Origin of the sequence: Microbacterium sp. SL62 (assembly GCF_026672635.1) — a bacterium.
GTDB classification, from domain to species: Bacteria; Actinomycetota; Actinomycetes; order Actinomycetales; family Microbacteriaceae; genus Microbacterium; species Microbacterium testaceum_A.
Genome location: NZ_JAPPRM010000001.1, coordinates 1,892,198 through 1,909,898 on the forward strand (window position 1 = coordinate 1,892,198; position 17,701 = coordinate 1,909,898).

Annotated in this window: 18 protein-coding genes; 9 read left to right on the forward strand and 9 right to left on the reverse strand. The window is 69.8% G+C overall.

The window, feature by feature from the left end:
* Positions 1–38: 38 nt before the first annotated feature.
* Complete coding sequence (locus OVA26_RS08995; protein WP_268103877.1) at positions 39–965, forward strand: heme o synthase; 927 nt, start codon at positions 39–41, stop codon at positions 963–965.
* Positions 966–1,387: 422 nt separating this feature from the next.
* On the opposite strand, the gene OVA26_RS09000 is transcribed toward OVA26_RS08995, so the two are convergent.
* On the reverse strand, positions 1,388–1,876 hold the full coding sequence (locus tag OVA26_RS09000; protein ID WP_268103878.1) for a dinucleotide-utilizing enzyme: 489 nt from the start codon (positions 1,874–1,876) through the stop codon (positions 1,388–1,390).
* 229 nt (positions 1,877–2,105) lie between these two features.
* Positions 2,106–3,092 (reverse strand): COX15/CtaA family protein, encoded by a 987-nt coding sequence (locus OVA26_RS09005; RefSeq protein ID WP_268103879.1) that lies wholly within the window; start codon positions 3,090–3,092, stop codon positions 2,106–2,108.
* Between the two features lie 249 nt (positions 3,093–3,341).
* Here OVA26_RS09005 and sufB point away from each other — a divergent pair, with 249 nt between their 5' ends.
* From sufB to OVA26_RS09040, 7 genes are all read left to right on the forward strand, one after another.
* Positions 3,342–4,760 carry a Fe-S cluster assembly protein SufB gene (sufB, locus tag OVA26_RS09010; protein ID WP_268103880.1) on the forward strand — a complete coding sequence of 473 codons (1,419 nt, stop codon included), beginning with the start codon at positions 3,342–3,344 and terminating at the stop codon, positions 4,758–4,760.
* Complete coding sequence (gene sufD, locus OVA26_RS09015; protein ID WP_268103881.1) at positions 4,761–5,966, forward strand: Fe-S cluster assembly protein SufD; 1,206 nt, start codon at positions 4,761–4,763, stop codon at positions 5,964–5,966.
* Positions 5,963–6,292 (forward strand): non-heme iron oxygenase ferredoxin subunit, encoded by a 330-nt coding sequence (locus OVA26_RS09020; protein WP_268103882.1) that lies wholly within the window; start codon positions 5,963–5,965, stop codon positions 6,290–6,292. Before sufD ends, OVA26_RS09020 begins: the two co-directional genes overlap by 4 nt.
* A 52-nt stretch (positions 6,293–6,344) precedes the next feature.
* Entirely contained in the window at positions 6,345–7,115 is a 771-nt protein-coding gene (sufC, locus tag OVA26_RS09025) for a Fe-S cluster assembly ATPase SufC (RefSeq protein WP_056232130.1), read from the forward strand.
* A gap of 9 nt (positions 7,116–7,124) precedes the next feature.
* Positions 7,125–7,454, forward strand: coding sequence for a metal-sulfur cluster assembly factor (locus OVA26_RS09030; protein WP_056232125.1), 330 nt, complete (start codon positions 7,125–7,127; stop codon positions 7,452–7,454).
* A 154-nt stretch (positions 7,455–7,608) separates the two neighbouring features.
* Positions 7,609–8,772: a MalY/PatB family protein gene (locus tag OVA26_RS09035; protein ID WP_268103883.1), complete on the forward strand. Its 1,164-nt coding sequence runs from the start codon at positions 7,609–7,611 to the stop codon at positions 8,770–8,772.
* A 70-nt stretch (positions 8,773–8,842) separates the two neighbouring features.
* Positions 8,843–9,772, forward strand: coding sequence for a siderophore-interacting protein (locus OVA26_RS09040; protein ID WP_268103884.1), 930 nt, complete (start codon positions 8,843–8,845; stop codon positions 9,770–9,772).
* Between the two features lie 65 nt (positions 9,773–9,837).
* Here the strand turns inward: OVA26_RS09040 and OVA26_RS09045 are convergent, their stop codons facing one another.
* The 4 genes from OVA26_RS09045 to OVA26_RS09060 all read right to left on the reverse strand — a co-directional run bounded on the left by OVA26_RS09045 (position 9,838) and on the right by OVA26_RS09060 (position 13,981).
* Entirely contained in the window at positions 9,838–10,671 is an 834-nt protein-coding gene (locus OVA26_RS09045; RefSeq protein WP_268103885.1) for an ABC transporter ATP-binding protein, read from the reverse strand.
* A 52-nt stretch (positions 10,672–10,723) separates the two neighbouring features.
* Positions 10,724–11,800 carry a FecCD family ABC transporter permease gene (locus tag OVA26_RS09050; RefSeq protein WP_268103886.1) on the reverse strand — a complete coding sequence of 359 codons (1,077 nt, stop codon included), beginning with the start codon at positions 11,798–11,800 and terminating at the stop codon, positions 10,724–10,726.
* Positions 11,797–12,843, reverse strand: coding sequence for a FecCD family ABC transporter permease (locus OVA26_RS09055; protein ID WP_268103887.1), 1,047 nt, complete (start codon positions 12,841–12,843; stop codon positions 11,797–11,799). The genes OVA26_RS09050 and OVA26_RS09055 overlap by 4 nt, the downstream gene beginning before the upstream one ends.
* A 100-nt stretch (positions 12,844–12,943) precedes the next feature.
* Positions 12,944–13,981 carry an iron-siderophore ABC transporter substrate-binding protein gene (locus OVA26_RS09060; RefSeq protein WP_268103888.1) on the reverse strand — a complete coding sequence of 346 codons (1,038 nt, stop codon included), beginning with the start codon at positions 13,979–13,981 and terminating at the stop codon, positions 12,944–12,946.
* Positions 13,982–14,248: 267 nt separating this feature from the next.
* On the opposite strand from OVA26_RS09060, the gene OVA26_RS09065 reads away from it, so the two are divergent.
* The gene (locus OVA26_RS09065) at positions 14,249–15,847 is read left to right on the forward strand and encodes an ABC-F family ATP-binding cassette domain-containing protein (protein WP_056232437.1); all 1,599 of its coding nucleotides are present in this window, start codon (positions 14,249–14,251) and stop codon (positions 15,845–15,847) included.
* 247 nt (positions 15,848–16,094) lie between these two features.
* Here the strand turns inward: OVA26_RS09065 and OVA26_RS09070 are convergent, their stop codons facing one another.
* From OVA26_RS09070 to OVA26_RS09080, 3 genes are all read right to left on the reverse strand, one after another.
* Positions 16,095–16,979: an SURF1 family cytochrome oxidase biogenesis protein gene (locus OVA26_RS09070; RefSeq protein WP_268104909.1), complete on the reverse strand. Its 885-nt coding sequence runs from the start codon at positions 16,977–16,979 to the stop codon at positions 16,095–16,097.
* Positions 16,980–17,102: 123 nt separating this feature from the next.
* Positions 17,103–17,309, reverse strand: coding sequence for a hypothetical protein (locus OVA26_RS09075; RefSeq protein WP_268103889.1), 207 nt, complete (start codon positions 17,307–17,309; stop codon positions 17,103–17,105).
* Positions 17,306–17,674: a DUF3099 domain-containing protein gene (locus tag OVA26_RS09080; RefSeq protein ID WP_268103890.1), complete on the reverse strand. Its 369-nt coding sequence runs from the start codon at positions 17,672–17,674 to the stop codon at positions 17,306–17,308. Before OVA26_RS09080 ends, OVA26_RS09075 begins: the two co-directional genes overlap by 4 nt.
* Positions 17,675–17,701 lie beyond the last annotated feature (27 nt).

Here is a 17,701-nt window from a genome sequence, read left to right on the forward strand (position 1 = left end):
AATCGTGGAGGTTCTATACGCGCTTACCCCGGGGGACGATGGACATCTCGACGACGTCGCACGTCATTGCGACGACCGATCGCCGCTCCGTCGGACGCACCCTCCGGGCCTACGTCGCTCTGACGAAGCCCCGCGTCCTCGAGCTGCTGCTCGTGACCACCGTGCCGGTGATGATCCTCGCGCAGGGTGCTCTGCCGAATCTGTGGCTGATCCTGGCCACCGTGATCGGCGGCTCGCTGAGCGCGGGCTCGGCCGCAGCGTTCAACATGTACCTCGATCGCGACATCGACGCGCACATGCAGCGCACGGTCAACCGGCCGCTCGTGACGGGCGAGGTCTCGCCCCGCGGCGCGCTGGTCTTCGCGTGGACGCTGGCCGTCGTGTCGACGGTGTGGCTGTGGGCCTTCACCAACGTCCTCGCGGCGGGTCTGTCGGCCGCGGCGATCTTCTTCTACGTGGTGATCTACACGATCATCCTCAAGCGCCGCACCGAGCAGAACATCGTCTGGGGCGGGATCGCCGGGTGCTTCCCGGTCCTCATCGGCTGGTCGGCGGTGACGGGTTCGCTGTCGTGGGCGCCGTTCATCCTCTTCGCTCTGGTGTTCCTGTGGACGCCGCCGCACTACTGGCCACTGTCGATGAAGTACGCGGCGCAGTACGACGAGGTGGACGTGCCCATGCTGGGCGCCACCCGCAGCGGTTCCCAGGTCGGACTGCAGGTCATCCTGTACGCGTGGGCGACCGTCGCGTGCTCGCTCCTGCTGATCCCGGTCGCGCCGATGGGTCTCGTCTACACCGTGTCGGCCCTCGTCTTCGGCGGCTGGTTCATTTACGAATCGCACCGCCTCTACGCGCGCGCCGTGCGCGGGGGCGAGCCCCGGCCGATGCGCGTGTTCCATGCCTCCATCACCTACCTGACCCTGCTGTTCGTCGCGATCGCCGTCGACCCGCTGCTTCCGTTCTGATCGGATTCGACAGCGCCCGTCCCGTCTGCGGGGCGGGCGCTTCGTCGTTCCGGGATGCCGGCTCCCCGCGCGTGCGTCGGGTCGGTCGACCGGTGCAGCCGGCGGTCGACGGGCCCCGGGGCAGCGCGGTGACGGCGCGGGTCTCCGCTGATCTCGCGCCGCGACACGGTGTGCGCGCGCAGTTCCGCCACCAGCGAAGTGCGCGCGCGATCGGCGTGGCGGGGCGGACCCGACTCGTCCGGTCAGCCCCCGCGGTGGTGCGAGGCGATGGTGCCGCGGTGGTTCGCGGCTCCATCGGTGCCTCCGAGCCGGCGGCGGTGCGGGCGATGCCGTTCGAGAGCGTTCCCGCGCCCGCGGGTGGAAGACTCCTGCACGCGAAAGCGCCCGCCCCCCGAAGGGAGCGGGCGCTTTCGCGTCGCGAGTCAGCGGCCGGTCGAACCGTCGCCCGCGTCGAGCTTGGGCGCGTCGTGAGTCGCGGCGGCGACCTGCGGCGGAGCGGGGGTCGTCGAGGGCACCTCGACGTCGGCGTCCTCGACCGCGAGGGGGGTTGCGGTCGTGGCCGGAGCAAACGGAGCGGCGGGGACGGTGCTCTCGGCGGCAGTCTCATCGTCGCTGTTCCAGTCGATGGTCTCGATCGCGACGTCGGGGCGACGGGTCAGCGTGGCCGCGGCGGCGAGCGCCAGGACCGCGACGATGCCGATGGCGCCGGCACCGAGGACGGCGGCGCCGACGACGACCCACGATTGGCCGACGTAGACCTGCACGACGGTGGCGTTCGGGTCGTTGAGCACCTGCTCCATCGCGTCGATCCCGTTCAGGACGATCGCGAGTCCGCCGGCGATGGCGGCCAGGGATGCGACGACGAGCACCCAGAACGGGATGCTGGTCACCAGGCGGGGACGAGTCTTCATGGGGAGTACTCCTTGTCGTTCCGACAGGGGGTTGTCGGGCGGCGGGTCCCGAAGCGGGGGACGACGGGACGGTGGGCACGGAAGTGCCACGATCAACGATGACCTACGAGCCAGTGCTCCGTGTAGGGGTCGCCGATGAATCGCCTATGAGCGTATAAGGGGGTCTCGTGGGCCTGACGCGGGGGAACGCGGTCTGTTCGGGGCAACTCGGTCGCGAGTCGTCGGCGCCTCAGCCGTGAGCAGCCGCCGTCTCGCGCTCGGCACCCTGACGCTCCGCGATCGCGGACGCCTTGAGGCGCAGAACGACGACCGTCATGGTCGCGGCGGCCAGAGCGGCCAGGACCATGTGGGTGCCCACGGCCCACTCGGGCAGGCCGTTGCGGGCCTGGTAGAGCCCCACGGCGATCTGCACCAGCTCGACGGCCAGCAGGGCGACGGCCCAGCGGCGCACCGGCAGGCGCAGGCGCCAGGACGCGATGACCACGACGAGCGTCAGGGCGAACAGGGCGTATCCCGGCCAGGAGTGCACGTGCTCGAGCACCTCGGCATCGAAGCCGTTGCGTCCGGCCGAGGCGTCGCCCGAGTGCGGGCCGGCGCCGGTGGTGAGAACGCCGAAGACGATGGTGAGGGCGAGGACGCCGGTCGTCGCGTGGACGAGCCCGGCGAACCAGCGCGGGGCGGCGAGCAGGCGCGGCCCGACCGGCTGATTCATGCGCACGAGGAACGCCGCGCACACCGCCACGATCGACACCGACGCGACGTAGTGGAACCCGACGATGAAGGGGTTCAGGCCGGTGAGCACCGTGATGCCGCCCACGACCGCCTGCGCGACGATGCCGACGAGCACGACGAGCGAGAGCACGAACAGCACGCGGCGCTCGTGACGCATGCGCCACACCAGCACGACCACGGCGAGGGCCAGGATGCCGACGAGCCCGGTCAGCGTGCGGTTGCCAAACTCGATGATGCCGTGGATGCCCATCTCGGGGGTGTTCACGAGGGAGTCGGGGGTGCAGCGCGGCCAGGTGGGGCAGCCCAGGCCCGAACCCGTCAGTCGGACGGCCCCGCCGGTGCCGATGATCAGCACTTCGGCGATGAACGACAGCCACGCGAAGACGCGCACGCGTCGGTCGACGTCGGTCGGGAGCCACTCGACGATCCGTCGCAGGGGTGCGGGGACGCGTGTCGAGGCGGTGGGGGACGAGGCGGAGGGCATGCGTACGGCTTCCTGGCGTCGAGGTGCTCCGGGCTGTCGGGAGAGCGGGCCTGCCATGCCGGGAGCGGGTGTTGCCTGTAGAATCAGAGGGTCCGGGTGCAGCGCTCGCGCGAACCGCACCCACGACAGTCTAGGCGCGCAGCCAGCGCCTTCGAGCGGGCCCACCAGCGACCTTCCTGGGACTTCGACCGGAGTCCGGAATGTCGGGGCGGATGACACCGTTGTGGCCCGAGAAGGAGAGTGATCACCATGTCCGATGTCCTCATCGACCGACCAGAGCTCGAAAGCCTGGGGCAATACGAGTTCGGCTGGCACGACACCGACGCGGCGGGCGCGATCGCGCAGCGCGGCATCAACGAAGACGTCGTCCGCGGCATCTCGGCCCTGAAGTCCGAGCCCGAGTGGATGCTCAAGACGCGCCTGAAGGGCTACCAGCTCTTCGGCAAGAAGCCGATGCCCACGTGGGGCGCCGACCTGTCGGAGATCGACTTCGACAACATCAAGTACTTCGTGCGCTCGACCGAGAAGCAGGCCCAGACCTGGGAAGACCTTCCGGAAGAGATCCGCAACACCTACGAGAAGCTGGGCATCCCCGAGGCCGAGCGTCAGCGCCTGGTCGCCGGCGTCGCCGCCCAGTACGAGTCCGAGGTGGTCTACCACCAGATCCGCGAGGACCTCGAGCAGCAGGGTGTCATCTTCATGGACACCGACACCGCCCTGCGCGAACACCCCGAGTTCTTCGAGGAGTACTTCGGCACCGTCATCCCCGCCGGTGACAACAAGTTCGCGGCGTTGAACACGGCCGTCTGGTCGGGCGGCTCGTTCGTCTACGTCCCCAAGGGTGTCCACGTCGAGATCCCGCTGCAGGCGTACTTCCGCATCAACACCGAGAACATGGGTCAGTTCGAGCGGACGCTGATCATCGCCGACGAGGACAGCTACGTCCACTACATCGAGGGCTGCACCGCTCCGATCTATAAGAGCGACTCGCTCCACTCGGCCGTGGTCGAGATCATCGTGAAGAAGAACGCCCGCGTGCGCTACACGACGATCCAGAACTGGTCGAACAACGTCTACAACCTCGTCACCAAGCGTGCGATCGCCCACGAGGGCGCGACCATGGAGTGGGTCGACGGCAACATCGGCTCCAAGGTGACGATGAAGTACCCCTCCATCTACCTGATGGGCGAGCACGCCAAGGGCGAGACCCTGTCGGTCGCCTTCGCCGGTCCCGGTCAGCACCAGGACGCCGGCGCGAAGATGATCCACATGGCGCCGTACACGCAGTCGTCGATCGTCTCGAAGTCGATCGCCCGTGGCGGCGGTCGTGCCGGATACCGCGGCGAGGTGCGGGTGGACGTCAACGCGCACCACTCCGCCAACACCGTGCGCTGCGACGCCCTGCTCGTCGACACGATCTCGCGCAGCGACACCTACCCCGCGATCGACATCCGCGTCGACGACGTGCAGCTCGGCCACGAGGCCACGGTCTCGAAGGTCAGCGAAGAGCAGCTGTTCTACCTGCAGTCGCGCGGCATGCCCGAAGACGAGGCCATGGCCATGATCGTCCGCGGGTTCATCGAGCCCATCGCGCGGGAGCTCCCCATGGAGTACGCGCTCGAACTCAACAAGCTCATCGAAATGGGCATGGAAGGATCCGTAGGCTAAATGACGACTGCGACCGAATCACCCACGGCACAGTCGACTGGCGCCGGTACGGGTCACATCGACCCAGCAGCCCTCGTGGCATCCGTCGTTCCGGTTCAGACGCGCTCGGAGCGTCTGACCTCGTTCGACCCGGCCGACTTCGGCACCCCCACGGGGCGCGAGGTCAACTGGAAGCTCAGCCCGATCGCGCGCCTGGCTCCGCTGTTCGTCGACGAGGCCGGTCCGTCCGGTGTCATCTCCGTCGACGTGCAGGCGCCCGATGCCGTGGAGCAGCTGCGCCTGGCCGCCGGCGCCGCGCCGCGCGGTGAGCACTTCCGGCCCGAAGACCTGCCCGCGGCCCTCGCCTGGACGCACGAGACCGAGGCTCCACTGCTGCGGATCCCCGCGAAAGTCGAGCTCGACGAGCCCGTCGTGGTGCGCTTGACCGGCACGGGCGGCCTCGCGCACGCCCACGTCGTGATCGAGGCTCAGCCCAACTCGCGCGGCACCGTGGTGCTGCGTCACGAGGGCACGGCGAACCACGCGCAGAACGTCGAGATCATCGTGCGCGACGGCGCCGACCTCACCGTCGTGTCGGTGCAGCGCTGGAACGACGACGCCGTGCACGCGGCATCCCACCAGGCCCGTGTCGACCGCGACGCCAAGCTCACGCACGTCGTGGTGAGCTTCGGCGGCGGTGTCGTGCGCGTGAACCCCTCGGTGGAGCTCTCGGGCCCCGGCGCCGAGGGGCGCCTGTACGGCCTGTCGTTCTCGGACGCCGGTCAGCACCTCGAGTCGCAGGTCTACCTGCACCACAAGGGTCCGCACACCGTCGGCGACGTGCTCTACAAGGGCGCGCTGCAGGGCGAGAGCGCGCGCAGCGTCTGGATCGGCGACGTGCTCATCGGACCGGATGCCACGGGCACCGACTCGTACGAGGCGAACCGCAACCTCGTGCTCACCGACGGCGCCCGCGCCGACTCGATCCCGAACCTCGAGATCGAGACCGGTGACATCCAGGGCGCCGGCCACGCCAGCGCCACAGGTCGTTTCGACGACGAGCAGCTGTTCTACCTGCAGGCTCGCGGCATCGCCGAAGACGAGGCGCGTCGCCTTGTCGTGCTCGGCTTCCTCAGCGAGATCGTGCAGCGCATCGGCATCCCCGAGCTCGAGACCGAGCTCATCGAGGCCATCGAGCACGAGCTGGCCGAAGGAGCTGCCGCGTGAGCGCTTCGCGCGTCTGCGCCCTGAGTGAGCTCGTGCAGGACGAGGCCCGTCGCGTCGAGATCGACGGCGTCGCCATGGCGGTCGTGCTCGACGGCAACGGCGAGGTCCACGCGATCGGCGACGTCTGCACGCACGGCGACATCTCGCTGTCGGACGGCTTCGTCGAGGGCGAGACGCTGGAGTGCTGGGCCCACGGCTCGGCGTTCTCGCTGAAGACCGGCCGCCCCCTGAACCTCCCGGCCTACGAGCCGGTCCCCGTGTACGAGGTCGTGATCGACGGAGACGACGTGCTCATCGATCCCTCCGTCACCAAGGCGACGGCCTGAGCGCCGCTCACGACAACGCCCACGACCTGAAGACTTACGAGTAAGGAACACCATGTCTGTCCTCGAGATCCGCGACCTCCACGTGACGGTCGAGACGGAGAACGGTACGACCCCGATCCTCAACGGAGTGACGCTGACCATGCGCACCGGTGAGACCCACGCCATCATGGGCCCCAACGGCTCCGGCAAGTCGACCCTGGCGTACACGATCGCCGGTCACCCCAAGTACACCGTCACGAGCGGCTCGATCACCCTCGACGGTGAAGACGTGCTCGAGATGAGCGTCGACGAGCGCGCTCGCGCGGGCCTCTTCCTCGCGATGCAGTACCCGGTCGAGATCCCCGGCGTCACGGTGACGAACTTCCTCCGCACGGCCAAGACGGCCATCGACGGCGAGGCTCCGGCCATCCGCTCGTGGACGAAGGACGTCAAGGGCGCCATGGAGAACCTCCGCATGGACCCGAAGTTCGCCTCGCGCAACGTCAACGAGGGCTTCTCGGGCGGCGAGAAGAAGCGTCACGAGATCCTCCAGCTCGAGCTGCTCAAGCCGAAGATCGCCGTGCTCGACGAGACCGACTCCGGCCTCGACGTCGACGCGCTGAAGATCGTGTCCGAGGGCGTGAACCGCGCCAAGGAGCAGACCGACCTCGGCGTGCTGCTCATCACGCACTACACGCGCATCCTGCGCTACATCCGCCCCGACTTCGTGCACGTGGTCGTTAAGGGGCGGATCGTCGAAGAGGGCGGGCCCGAGCTCGCCGACCGACTCGAAGAAGAGGGTTACGACCGCTTCCTCGAGGCCGGTACGCCGATCGACGCGTAGGATCGTTACATGACCGCAACCCTCGCTCCCGAGAAGTACGACGAGGTCACCGAGGCTCTAAAAGACGTCATGGACCCCGAACTGGGGATCAACGTCGTCGACCTCGGCCTCATCTACGATCTCGCGTGGGACGACGAGAACGACGCGCTCGTCATCCACATGACCCTCACCTCGGCCGGCTGCCCGCTGACCGACGTGCTCGAAGAGCAGACCGCCCAGGCCCTCGACAACGTCGTGGAACGCTTCCGCATCAACTGGGTGTGGATGCCGCCGTGGGGTCCCGAGCGGATCACCGACGATGGCCGCGACATGATGCGCGCCCTCGGCTTCGCGATCTGACCGCAGAATCCTTCCTGAACGCCCATCCCTCCGGGGGTGGGCGTTCGGCGTTCCGGCGAGGCGAACGATGCCCTTCTCGCACCCTTCTCGCGCCCGTGTGTCCTCCTCTGACGCGCCGGGTGCCGGCATCCGGGGTCCTCGTTAGGCTTTTCGCATGAGCGTTCCTCCGTTGCAGGCCCTGCCGCTCGAGCTCCTGCGTCAGCGCAGTAGCACGAAGTGGCGCTCCTACGACGACGACGTCATCCCGATGTTCGTGGCCGAGACCGACTTCCCGCTGGCGCCGGCGATCACCTCGGCGCTGCATCGGGCGGTCGAGATCGGCGACACGGGCTACACACCTCCGCGTCCCGGCATCGACCTGGATTTCGCCGACTTCGCCGAGCGGCAGTGGGGGTGGCGACCGGACCCGGCGCGCATCCGCTGGACGGGCGACGTGATGATGGGCGTCGTCGAGGTCTTGCGGGGGGTGACCTCGCCCGGCGATCGGGTGATCGTGACGCCCCCGGTGTACCCGCCGTTCTACGACACGGTCGAAGAGGCGGGGGCGGTCGTGGAGCGCGTCCCTCTGATCGACGACGGGGAGCGCTGGCACCTCGACCTCGAGGGCATCGAGGCGGCCCTGGCGGGCGGAGCGCGCGCCGTGCTGCTGTGCAACCCGCACAACCCCACCGGGACCGTTCACTCCCGGGACTCCCTCGCCTCTCTCGCGCGTCTCGCGAAGCGGTACGGCGCCAGCGTGGTCAGCGACGAGATCCACGCGCCGCTCACGCACGCCCCCGCGGTCTTCACTCCCTTCCTGGATGCCGGTGACGAGGCGGCCGCGGTCGGGTACATCGTGACGAGCGCGAGCAAGACCTACAACCTCGCCGGATTGAAGTGCGCCGTCATCGTGACCGGCTCGGAGGAGACCGCGGCGGTGGTGCGCGCCCTGCCGTGGGAGGTCGAGTGGCGGGCCGGGTTGTTCGGCGTCATCGCGAACCGGGCTGCGTTCTCGGCCGAGAGCGACGAATGGCTGGCCTCTCTGCTCGTGGCCCTGGACGACAACCGTCGTCTGCTCGCCGATCTGCTCGCCGAGCATCTGCCGCTCGCGCGGTATCGGATCCCCGAGGCGGGGTTCCTCGCGTGGGTCGACGTCTCGTCGTACGGGTGGGGCGACAACCCCGCCCCGTACATCCGTCGCGAGGCGCAGGTCGCCCTGCACCACGGCCCGCTGTTCGGGGTCGAGGGGATCGGCCACGTGCGCATCAACGTGGGCTGCGCTCCCGAGGTGCTGCGCGAGGCGATCGCGAGGATCGGGAAGCTCGTCGATCGCGCGTAGCCGGCTCGGGTAGCTCGCCGTCGAGGCAGCGGCGTGGCATCCGGAAGCAAGGTAAGGATATCCTTATCTCGTGATCACTGCCACGCGTCCCGCCTACCGCCCGTACGTCGCCGTGGTGAAGACCGCGCGACGTCTCACGCCGCACTTCGTGCGCGTGACGCTCACCTCACCCGACTTCGACGTGTTCGGCACCGACCGCCGTGACCAGCGCGTCAAGCTGGTGCTGCCCGGCCGCGACGGCACCGTCTGCGACATCGGACAGGACGACCCCGAGGCCATCGCCAACGGCGAGTGGTACACGCGCTGGCGCGACCTGCCCGACGAGGAGCGCATGCCCTTCCGCACGTACACCGTGCGCCGCATCGACCCCGAGGCCCTCGAACTCGACATCGACTTCGTCGTGCACCACGACGCCGGTCCGGCCGGGTCCTGGGCCGAAGCGGCGACGGCGGGAGACCACCTGGTGGTCGTCGGCCCCGACGCGCGCAGCGCCGACTCGGCGCAGGGGATCGACTTTCACCCCGGCACGGCGCGGCGCATTCTGCTCGCTGGTGACGAGACCGCCGCTCCTGCGATCTGCGCCGTGCTCGAGGGGCTCGAGCCCGGTCTCGACGTCGATGCGTTCATCGAAGTGCCCGACGTCGACGACGCCCTCCCCGTGCGCGGCGCAGACGCGCGCGTCCACTGGCTCCCGCGGGGCGAACGCCCGCACGGCGAGGCGCTGATCGAAGCGATGGAGGCCTGGGCCGCGGCATCCGGTGACGTTCTGGAGCGCGCGGCCGCGCCCCGTCCGCAGGTTCTCGAAGAGATCGACCTCGATGTCGACCTGCTGTGGGACAGCCCCGCCGACGCCGAGGGCGAGTTCTACGCGTGGATCGCGGGGGAGTCGTCGACCGTGAAGCTCCTGCGGCGCATGCTCGTCTCGGGGTGCGGTGTCGACCGCGGTCGTGTCGCGTTCATGGGTTACTGGCGCGCCGGGCAAGTCGAGCGCACGGCGTAGACGCCCGGCATGACGACGACGGAAGCCCCGGCCGAGGCCGGGGCTTCCGTGATTCTGGTGACCTCTCAGGCCGTCTGCGCCTGGGCCTGTTCGGGCTCGGCCACGGTGTGGTGGCGGCCGATCGGGATTACCATCGGCCGCCCGGTCAGGGGATCGGGCACGACGCGACTGTCGAGGCCGAACACGCGGCGCACGGTCTCTTCGGTGAGGACGTCGGAGGGGTCGCCGGCCGCGATCACCTCGCCCTGGGCCATGGCCACGAGGTGGTCGGCGTAGCGGGCGGCGAGGTTGAGGTCGTGGAGGACCATGGCCACGGTGGTACCGCGGTCGCGATTGAGGTCGGTGAGCAGGTCGAGGACGTCGATCTGATGGCTGATGTCGAGGAAGGTCGTCGGCTCGTCAAGCAGGAGCACGTCGGTCTCTTGAGCGAGGGCCATCGCGATCCAGACGCGCTGGCGTTGGCCCCCGCTGAGCTCGTCGACGGGGCGGTCGGCGAGGTGCGTGACGTCCGTGGCCTCGAGCGCGCGGGCGACCGCTGCGTCATCGGTGCTCGTCCAGCGCGAGAGGGCGCCCTGGTGCGGGTGGCGGCCCCGGCTGACGAGGTCGCTGACGGCGATGCCGTCGGGGGCGATCGGCGACTGCGGAAGCAGCCCGAGAACGCGGGCGACCTGCTTGGTCGGCAGGCGATGGATCGACTTGCCGTCGAGCAGGACCTGCCCCGCCGAGGGTGTCAGCAGACGGGCCATCGCCTTCAGCAGCGTCGACTTGCCGCAGGCGTTCGCGCCGACGATGGCGGTCACACGCCCCGGCGGCAGGGCGAGGTCCAGGGAGTCGACGATCGTCCGATCGCCGTAGCCGAGCGTGACGCTCTCGGCGGTCAGGGTGCGCTCGATGGTCATCGGGTGGCTCCTCGGTGGTGGGGGACGGGGTGGGCCGGGGTGCGGTCGGCGCTCATAGCGATGTCCCTTCGGATCGGCTGCTGCGGACGAGCAGGAAGATGAGGTACGGCGCGCCCAGCACGCCGGTGATGACGCCGACCGGCAGGCGGGTGCCGAAGGCGTACTGCGCGGCGAAGTCGGCGACCAGCACGAGCAGGGCTCCGACGAGGCCGGCCGGCAGGATCGGCGAACCGACCGGGCCGAGCAGGCGCACCGCGATGGGGCCGGCGAGGAACGAGACGAACGCGATGGGCCCGGCGGCCGCCGTCCCGAAGGCGAGGAGGCCGACGGCCGCCACGATCAGCAGCAGGCGGCTGCGTTCGACGGGCAGACCGATGGCGGCTGCGGTGTCGTCTCCCATGCGGAGGATCTCGAGGCGCCCGGCCAGGACCAGCAGCACCGGACCCAGCACGACGACCGCGAAGAGGACCGGCATCGCTCGGTCCCACGTGGCGTCGTTCAGGTTGCCGGTGATCCAGCGCATCGCGGCGGGAAGGTCGTACTGCGCGGCGCGCGCGACGACGTACGAGACGACCGCCTGACACATCGCGGCGACACCGATGCCAACGAGGATGAGTCGCGCGCCCGAGCTGCCGTTGCGATACGAGAGCAGGTAGATCGCGAGCGCCGCGGCCAGAGCCGCCGCCATCGCGAGGAACGACACCGCGGTCTCGCCCCAGCCGAGCACGACGATGCCGATGACGGCCGCCGCGCTCGCGCCGGTGTTGATGCCGATCACGTCGGGGCTGGCGAGGGCGTTGCGCAGCATGGTCTGGAAGACGACACCGCCCATGCCGAAGCAGAGCCCCGTCAGCAGGGCCGTCATCGCGCGGGGCAGGCGCAGCTCGCCGACGGTGAACGAGGCTCCGGCGACGCGCTGCCCGGTGAGGACGCCCCACACTTCGGCGGGCGAGTAGAACGTCTGGCCCAGCATGAGCGAGAGGGTGAACGCGGCGACGACGGCCGCTGCCAGGGTCGCGGTGACGAGGGTCCAGCGACGGCGACGACGGCGGCGTCCGGCGATGACGGATGCCAGGGCGTCCGGGGCCGGGCCGGGCGCGGCGACCCGGGGGGAGAGGTGCGTGGTCACAGGGCCCTCATCTTCTGACGGCGGACGAGGGCGATGAAGAACGGGGCGCCGATGAGAGCGGTGACGATGCCGACCTCGATCTCTTCGGGACGGGCCACGACGCGACCGACGACGTCGGCGAGGGTCAGCAGGGTCGCACCGCCGAGGGCCGAGACGGGGAGGAGCCACCGGTGGTCGACGCCGACGACCAGGCGGAGCATGTGGGGCACGATGAGGCCCACGAAGCCGATGGGTCCGGCGACGGCGGTCGCGGCTCCGCAGAGCACGACCGCTCCGAGGGTCGCGACCAGACGCGCGGTGCGCACGCGGGCGCCCAGTCCCGCGGCGAGCTCGTCGCCGAGCGCGAGAGTGTTCAGCGCCGGTGCGCTCGCGAGGCAGATGATCAGGCCGGCGAGGAGGAAGGGGAGCACCTGGCCGATGGTCTCGACCGTGGCTCCGCCGACGCCGCCGATCTGCCAGAACCGGAAGACGTTCATCACGTCGGTCCGGGGGAGCAGGATCGCGCTCGTCAGCGAGCTGAACGCGACAGCGGTCACCGCGCCGGCGAGGGCCAGGCGCAGGGGTGTCGCCCCGCCGCGGCCGAGTGAGCCGATCGTGTAGACGAGGACGGCCGCGGCTGCAGCGCCCAGCATGCCCGTCCAGATGTACATCGACGGCGAGCTCAGGCCGAAGAAGGCGATCCCCGTGACGATCGCAAGTCCCGCTCCGCCGTTGATCCCGAGGATCTGCGGGTCGGCGAGCGGGTTCCGCGTCGCCCCCTGCAGCACGGCGCCCGACACGGCCAGGGCCGCGCCCACGAGGACCGCAAGGATCGTTCGGGGGATGCGCTTGGCGACGGCGGCAGCCGACGTCGTGTCGGTGGAGCCGGTGAGCCCCGCCCACACGTCCGCGGCGGTGACGTCGCGGGCGCCGAAGGTCACGGACAGCACCACGGCGACGACGAGCACGGCGACGAAGGCCGTGACGCCGACGACGCGTCGCCGCCCCCAGCGACGCGGGCGGGCGTCGCCGGGGGCGGTCGGAGCCGGTGCGAGAGCGGTCATCGCGCCGACGGGCGAGGGGCGTGCATCGTGACGAGCGGCGTCCGGACGGACCGCACCGAGACCTGCGGCGTCGGGACGGCCCGCGCCGGACGCGCCCGCATCAGGACGCGGCCTTCTCGGCGGCCTTGCCGACCAGCGCGATGTAGTCATCGCCGTAGGACGTGCCGATAGACAGCGGGCTGGGGTTGCCGGCCGCGGCCAGGGTGGTGTTGTCGGGCAGGAACGCCACGGCGCCGTTCGCGATCGCGGGGATGCGCGACCACAGCGGGTCGGCCTGCAGCTGCGCGAGAGTCGCGTCGGTGCCGTAGCCGGTGAGGACCTGGACGTCCGAGAAGTTCTCGATCTTCTCTGTGCTCTCGGTGAACCAGAAGGTGTCACCGGTGGCGCTGGAGGCCTCGACGGCCGACGAGGGCACCAGGCCGAGCTCGTCGAGGTACGTCGCGCGCGGGTCCTTGGTCGAGTAGTAGCCGACGGTGCTGAGATCCGTCGGGTCGATGTAGGTGAACAGCGCCTTCTTTCCCGCCAGAGCCGGGTAGGTGGCGGACTCGTCGGTCACGTGCTTCTCGAGGTCGGAGACCAGCTGCTGCGCCTGATCTTCGAGGCCGAGGGCCTTGGCATCCGTCAGCGTCATCTGCTGCCACGTAGTACCCCAGGCGATCTCGGGGAAGGCCACGACGGGGGCGATCTTGCTGAGCGTGTCGTACTGCTCCTGCGTCATACCCGAGTAGGCGCCCAGGATGACGTCGGGCTTCGCGTCGGCGATCGCCTCATAGTCGAAACCGTTGGTCTCGTCCATCAGCGTGGGCGTCTGCGCGCCGAGCTCGTCGAGCTTGTCTTTGACCCAGGGGAGCATGCCGTCGCCGTCTTCGTCGCCCCAGGTGACCTTCGGCATGGCGACGGGCACGACGCCGAGCGCGAGCGCGGCCTCCTGATTGCCCCAGCTGACCGTGACGACGCGCTTCGGCTGCGCCTCGATCGTGGTCTCGCCGAAGGCGTGGTCGATCGTGACGGGGAAGGACCCCGTTGCCGACGTCGACGACCCTTCCTGCGCGCCGGGGGCGGCTGAGGTACCGGCGCAGCCGGTGAGGACGAGGGCGGTACCGACGGCGAGTGCCGCCAGCGCGCGGAATCGGGACACGAAGAGCCTCCTGCGTGTTAGGTAAGGATAGGCTTAGTTTAGTTCAGTGCTCGGGTGGGAACGCAAACCGGGATGCCGCGAATCCAGGCGATCGTCTCGGCGTCGAGGTAACGGCATCCGGGATCGGCCTTTCGGCACGCCCGGCCGCGGCTTGTCCTCGGGCCCGCAGGAAAACCACGCTGTCGGCGGGCATGCAGGGGCGCGTCTTATACTGGGTGGCTGGCCATGTCGGCCTGCTTCCCCATCCCCGAAGAACGGACGTTCGCTGTGCTCGCCGTGCACGACCTCGAGATCCGCGTGGGTGCCCGCGTGCTCATGTCAGACGTGGCGTTCCGCGTCTCCGACGGCGACAAGATCGGCCTCGTCGGGCGCAACGGAGCCGGAAAGACTACCTTGACCAAGGTGCTCGCCGGCGATCTGCTCCCCTCGAACGGCGGCGTCGACCGCGTCGGCGAGCTCGGCTACCTGCCGCAGGACCCCCGCTCGGGCGACCCCGAGATGCTCGCGCGCACGCGCATCCTCGACGCGCGCGGGCTCGGCTCGCTCGCCCTCGGCATGCACGAGGCGTCGATGGCGATGGGCGACGACGACCCCGCGGTCGCTGCGAAGGCGATGAAGAAGTACGGCCGCCTCACCGAGGAGTTCGAGTCGGCCGGCGGATACGCGGCCGAGGCCGAAGCGGCATCCATCGCCCACAACCTCTCTCTTCCCGACCGCATCCTCGACCAGCCGTTGAAGACCCTCTCGGGTGGTCAGCGCCGCCGCATCGAGCTCGCGCGCATCCTCTTCTCGGACGCGCAGACGATGATCCTCGACGAGCCGACCAACCACCTCGACGCCGACAGCGTCGTGTGGCTGCGCGAGTTCCTGAAGGGCTACAAGGGCGGGCTCATCGTGATCTCGCACGACGTCGAGCTCGTCGGCGAGACCGTCAACCGGGTCTTCTACCTGGATGCCAATCGCCAGGTCATCGACGTCTACAACATGAACTGGAAGAACTACCTGCGCCAGCGCGTGGCCGACGAGGAGCGCCGCAAGAAGGAGCGCGTCAACGTCGAGAAGAAGGCCACGGCGCTGCAGCTGCAGGCCGCGCGCTTCGGCGCGAAGGCCTCGAAGGCCGCGGCCGCGCACCAGATGGTCGCCCGCGCCGAGAAGATGCTCTCGGGCCTCGACGACGTGCGTCAGGACGAGCGCGTCGCCAAGCTGCGCTTCCCGAAGCCCGCGCCCTGCGGCAAGACGCCGCTCATGGCATCCGGTCTGTCGAAGTCGTACGGCTCGCTCGAGATCTTCACCGACGTCGACCTCGCGATCGACCGCGGCTCGCGCGTGGTCATCCTGGGCCTGAACGGTGCGGGAAAGACGACGCTGCTGCGCATCCTCGCCGGCGTCGATCAGCCCGACACCGGACAGCTCGAGCCGGGCCACGGACTCAAGATCGGGTACTACGCGCAGGAGCACGAGAACCTCGACGTGAACCGCTCGGTGCTCGAGAACATGATGTCGTCGGCGCCGCACATCACCGCGACCGAGGCCCGCAAGGTGCTCGGCTCGTTCCTCTTCGTCGGCGACGACGTGCTGAAGCCCGCCGGGGTGCTGTCGGGTGGTGAGAAGACGCGCCTGTCGCTCGCGACGCTCGTGGTGTCGTCGGCGAACATGCTGCTGCTCGACGAGCCCACGAACAACCTCGACCCCGCGTCGCGCGAGGAGATCCTCGGCGCCCTGTCGCACTACGAGGGAGCCGTCGTGCTCGTCTCGCACGACGAGGGTGCCGTCGAGGCGCTCAACCCCGAGCGCGTGCTGATCCTCCCAGACGGTGTGGAGGACATCTGGGGTCGCGATTACGCCGACCTGATCACGCTGGCGTAGCCGGGGTCGTCCTCGCGGTGGGTGCTGTCGAGGATATCTGGGGTCGCGACTACGCGGACCTGATCACGCTGGCGTAACCGGGGTCGTCCTCGGGTCGGTGCCGTCGAGGACGTCTGGGGCCGCGATCACGCGGATCTGATCACGCGGGCGCAGACGCTCCGGCGTCGCACGCGTGAGGGCCCTCGGTGCGGCGCTCGAGACCGATCGCTGTGCGGGTCTGCCGATTCCTCGGCATCCCCTCCCGCGCTCACCGCGCGTCGAGCAGGGCATCCTCGTCGTCGGCGTCGCGATCCTTCGGCCGCTTCCGCGCCCGGTGAAGGGCGACCGGATCGACGCGGCGCTTCTCGCCCGCGAGTCTCTGGGGCGCGGGGATCGGTTCGGGCAGAACATCGTCGTCCTCGTCATCCGCTTCCTCGCGGCGGAGCTTGCGCTCGCTCACGATGACGTAGGTGATGAAGCCGAACCCCATCACGGCGAACAGGATCCACTGCACGGCGTAGGACAGGTACGGCCCGGGGTCGTTGCTCGGCGGGTCGACCGTGTTGGGCGTGGTCGCCGGCGCCGGCGTCTCGGACATGAGCAGACCGTATGCACCCTGCTCGAGGGGTCCGGTCTGTTCCGCGACGAGACCGAGGTTGATGGTCGGGACCTGACCGGCCTCAGCGGTCCGCCCCGAGGTCGGCGCGGCCTCTTCGGGGCGGAGGCGCACCTCGACGCTCACCTGGCCCTGGGGCGGCGCGGGGATCTCGTCGGGTTCCGCTTGCCGGTTGCCCGGAGGCAGCCACCCGCGATCGACCAGGAACGTCCGGCCGTCGTCGAGGCGGAAGGGGACGAGCTGCTCGTAGGCTGCCGAACCGCCGTGCGCGCGGTTGCGGACGAGGAGCTGCTCGTCGGCGAGATATTGCCCCTCCATGCGCACGGGGCGCCACTCGTCGCCGGGGTTCATCTCGGCCCCCGGGGCGAGGAGCTCACCGAGCGGGACGGGGGCGGCGTCGTAGTTGTCGGCCACAAGCTGCAACTGCTCGCTGCGTTCGGCGTTGCGTGAGAACTGCCAGTTCGACAGGAACCCGCAGGCGATCGCAAACAGGATCGCGATTCCGACGTAGAGGGCCCAGCGCCCGGCGGCCGGCATCTCGCGCGCGCTCACGAGGCGTCTCCGTTCTCCGCCGCGGAGCTCACGGGCGTGAGGCGCCCGCGCGCGTGCACTTCGACAGACCTGACCACGTCTTCCAGGGTACGTCGGTCGGCGCGGCGCTCACACGCGACCTCTCGAAAGGGCTGACACCTCGACGGGGAAGTCTCGGGCGCTGAGGAACTCCCGGAGGTAGGACACGTGTTCATCGCACGCGACCCAGGTCTTGCGGCGGTCGGCGGGGTGGATGCGCGGGTTGCGCCAGCGGATCGCCCAGGCGGCGGCGTCTCGGCATCCGGCCCGCGAGCACTCCGCGGGCTCGTCGGTCACGACGGGTCGCGCGGTGACTCGAGGCGCGGGGTCTCTGCGATGCGGATGACGATGGGGCCATCGGCCGCCGCCGCGGGGGCGGGAGTCGCCGCGGGAGCCTCGATCGCCCGTTCGGGGTTGATCGCCTCGGCGGACCCCTGATCGGCGCCGACATTGGCGACGATGACCGCGAGGTACGGGAGGAAGATCGCCCCGGCGGCGAACACGAAGGTGTACCAGCCGTAGGGCGTGATCACGGCCATCGCTATGAAGCACGCGACACGGATACCCATCATCACCATGTATTTGGCGAAGCGGGAGTCGGCGTCCTCCCTCGGTGCCTTGGGGAGCGACGTCGCGGACTGGGCGGTGTGCGATGTCTTCACAGTGGTATCAGGGTACGCCCGCGGCGG